We start from the raw sequence: 3,077 nt of genomic DNA, 5'->3' as shown, positions 1-3,077 counted from the left end.
GAGGTCATCGATACCTTCGGTGCCGCCGCCGTCCCGAACTACATCATCAGCATGTGCACCTCGGTCAGTGACATGCTCGAAGCGGCGTTGCTGCTGAAGGAATCCGGCATTCTCGATCCGGGCACCGCCGACACCGCGCCGAGCTGTCCCGTCGGCATCGTTCCGCTGTTCGAAACCATCGAGGACCTCAGCGCCGGTGCGTCGACGCTGGCCGCGGTGCTGGAGGTTCCGGTCTATCGCGAGCTGGTCGAGGCGGCGGGCATGCGCCAGGAAGTGATGCTCGGCTACTCCGATTCCAACAAGGACGGCGGATATCTCGCCGCGAACTGGGCGCTCTACCGCGCGGAACTGGACCTGGTGGAGGTGGCCAGGAAGTCGGGTATCCGGTTGCGGCTGTTCCACGGTCGCGGCGGCACCGTCGGTCGCGGCGGTGGCCGCAGCTACGACGCCATCCTGGCGCAGCCCGCGGGCGCGGTGCGGGGTTCGCTGCGACTGACCGAACAAGGTGAGGTGATCGCCGCGAAATACTCCGAATCCGGTGCGGCACACCGCAATTTGGAGTCGCTGATCGCGGGCACCCTGGAGTCGACGCTACTGGACGTGGAAGGTCTCGGCGACGACGCCGAACCGGCCTACGAACTCCTCGACGACCTCGCCGCCCGCGCTCGCGCCGCCTACGCGAACCTGGTGCACGACACCCCCGGCTTCGTCGAGTACTTCCGCGAATCCACCCCGGTCGCCGAAGTCGGTGACCTCAATATCGGCAGCCGCCCCGCCTCCCGTAAACCCACCAATTCGGTCTCGGACCTGCGCGCGATCCCCTGGGTGATGGCCTGGAGCCAGGCCAGGGTCATGCTGCCCGGCTGGTACGGCACCGGTACCGCGCTCGAAGACTGGGTCGGCGACGATCCGGCCCGCCTCGCGCGTCTCACCGACCTCTACCAGCGGTGGCCGTTCTTCAATACCGTGCTGTCGAACCTGGCCCAGGTGATGGCCAAGAGCGACCTCGACATCGCCGCCCGCTACGCCGAGCTCGTCACCGACGAAACACTGCGCGCGAAGATCTTCGCCATGATCGCCGACGAACACGCCCGCACCGTCCGCATGTACCTCGCGGTCACCGGCCACGCCGAACTCCTCAGCGACAACCCGTCGCTGGCCGAGTCGATCCACAACCGCTTCCCCTACCTGGAGCCGCTGAACCAGCTCCAGGTCGACCTGCTGGCCCGGCTGCGCGGCGGTGACGATTCCGAACTGGTGAAGCGGGGCATCCTGCTCACCATGAACGGCCTGGCCACCGCGCTGCGCAACTCGGGGTAGCGGCAACTCGGGGTAGCGGCTACAGGCAGACGCTGATGGTGAAGGGCCCGACCGGGATGCCGGTGCAGATCGACACCGAGCCGACGACCGGCTGTGCGGGGGCGGCCGATGCGGTTGCGGCGCCGATCCCGGTCACGGACAGGGCAAGGGCGGCGACGGCGAGCGGGCGGGCGATCTTGGCGAACATAGGCTGATCCTCGGGTAGAACGGGGTGAACACCCCCGTGCGGGGGCGACCCCATCTCAACACGATGCGCCGACGGCGTCCACGACATCGCGGGATTCGCGGTGGCTCAGCCGGTTACGACGGCGATCGCGTCGATCTCGACCAGCATCTCCGCGCGCGGCAGGCCGGTGAAAACGGTGGTGCGCGAGGGCAGCACGCCGTTGCTGGTGTGTTTTGTGACGAACTCGCCGTACGCCTCGTTCATGATCGCGAAGTCCTCGCGCTTGGTGAGGTAGACACGCAGCATCATCACATCGTCGAAGGTGGCGCCGGACGCGTCGATGATCGCCTTGACGTTCATCAGGGTGCGCGTGGTCTGGGCGGCGACATCGCCCTGATGCAGGTACTCGTTGGTCTCGGGGTCCACGGGTCCCTGGCCGGACACCTGGACGAACGGGCCCTTGCGCACACCCTGGGAGAAGGTGTGGGCGGGCGCCGGGGCGTCGGAGGTGCGCACGGCGGTCTTGTCGGACATGGGTTCAGCCTTTCCTCGCGGTGACGTCTCGGCGGGGGTCCCAGCCGAGTTCGGTGGAGATGGCGTCGGCCGTCGCCCTGAGCTGCGGCAACAGTGCCAGCACTTGGTCATGGTCGAGCAGCACGTCGGGAACGGAGACCGACACGGCGGCGACGACGGCGCCGATGCCGTCGCGGACGCCGACGCCGATGCAGTTGACGAAGCTCTCGTGTTCTTCGTGGTCCTCGGCGAAGCCCTGCGCGGCAACGAGTTTCAGTTCGGCCAGGTACTGCTCGGGGGTGCGCAGGGTACGGGTGGTGAAGGGGTGGTAGTCCAATCGGGCTGCCACTGCCGCCCATTCGCTGCGTGGCAGCGCGGCGACGAGCACCTTGCCGACCGCGGTGCAGTGCAGGGGCGCGGGCCTGCCGATCCGCGAGTACATCCGCACCGCCTGCTCGGCGTCGACCTTGTCGATGTAGACGGCGTCGCCCGATTCGTAGGCCGCCAGGTGTACGGTCTGCCCGGTGGCCGCGCCCAGCGCACTCAGATGCCGGCGGGCTACGGTGCGCACGTCACGGTTCTCCAGTGCGCGACTGGCCAATTCGAACATGCGGGTGCCGAGCGAGTAGCGGTGCGCGTTGTCGCGCACGACGAACCGATCGGCCTGCATGGTCTGCAGTATGCGCAGCACCGTCGACTTGTGGACGCCGAGCCGGACAGCCAACTCGTCTAGGGACTGCGAGTTCTCGCCGAGGGCGATGAGAATGGACAGGGCCCGCGACACGCTTTGACTCATGCGCTGATCGTTTCATTCAGCGCCGCCGGATAGCGCAGCGTGGCCCAGATCTCGTCAGGAAGCAGCGCTAGGCGCTGAATATCTTGGGGCGGTGGCAGTTTCGCCGAATCGCCGGTCGCGGTCAGCGCTGCCGCCGCGCACAGATGGCCGTATCGAAGCCGGGTGCGCAGGTCGGCGCCGTGCAGCAGGGCGGCGAGATAACCGCCGGCGAAGGCGTCGCCGGCGCCGATGCGCTCGGTGATCTCCAGTGTCAACGCGGGCACCTCGATCGAGGAATCGCCG

At 67.8% G+C, this 3,077-nt stretch carries 5 protein-coding genes; 1 reads left to right on the top strand and 4 read right to left on the bottom strand.

The annotated features are described in order from the left end of the window. The coding region (locus ACFWF3_RS30125) for a phosphoenolpyruvate carboxylase (protein WP_379317030.1) at positions 1 to 1,320 on the top strand (1,320 nt) is incomplete at its 5' end. A 19-nt stretch (positions 1,321 to 1,339) separates the two neighbouring features. Here the strand turns inward: ACFWF3_RS30125 and ACFWF3_RS30120 are convergent. From ACFWF3_RS30120 to ACFWF3_RS30105, 4 genes are all read right to left on the bottom strand, one after another. Then, a complete protein-coding gene (locus ACFWF3_RS30120) occupies positions 1,340 to 1,507 on the bottom strand; it encodes a hypothetical protein (protein ID WP_378994186.1) in 168 nt (55 codons plus the stop codon). Positions 1,508 to 1,612: 105 nt separating this feature from the next. Continuing rightward, positions 1,613 to 2,020 carry a RidA family protein gene (locus ACFWF3_RS30115; protein WP_378994188.1) on the bottom strand — a complete coding sequence of 136 codons (408 nt, stop codon included), beginning with the start codon at positions 2,018 to 2,020 and terminating at the stop codon, positions 1,613 to 1,615. A gap of 4 nt (positions 2,021 to 2,024) precedes the next feature. Further along, entirely contained in the window at positions 2,025 to 2,795 is a 771-nt protein-coding gene (locus tag ACFWF3_RS30110) for an IclR family transcriptional regulator (protein ID WP_379317027.1), read from the bottom strand. Continuing rightward, the coding region (locus ACFWF3_RS30105) for a PfkB family carbohydrate kinase (RefSeq protein WP_379317025.1) at positions 2,792 to 3,077 on the bottom strand (286 nt) is incomplete at its 5' end. The genes ACFWF3_RS30105 and ACFWF3_RS30110, both read right to left, overlap by 4 nt.

Origin of the sequence: Nocardia sp. NPDC060220 (assembly GCF_042727815.1) — a bacterium.
Classification (GTDB): domain Bacteria; phylum Actinomycetota; class Actinomycetes; order Mycobacteriales; family Mycobacteriaceae; genus Nocardia.
This window is presented reverse-complemented; position numbering and strand designations above follow the sequence as displayed.

Excerpts from the sequence above, each read along its gene's own strand:
- ACFWF3_RS30115 (WP_378994188.1), bottom strand. The coding sequence starts at position 2,020 with ATGTCCGACAAGACCGCCGTGCGCACCTCCGACGCCCCGGCGCCCGCC.
- ACFWF3_RS30120 (WP_378994186.1), bottom strand. The coding sequence starts at position 1,507 with ATGTTCGCCAAGATCGCCCGCCCGCTCGCCGTCGCCGCCCTTGCCCTG.
- ACFWF3_RS30110 (WP_379317027.1), bottom strand. The coding sequence starts at position 2,795 with ATGAGTCAAAGCGTGTCGCGGGCCCTGTCCATTCTCATCGCCCTCGGC.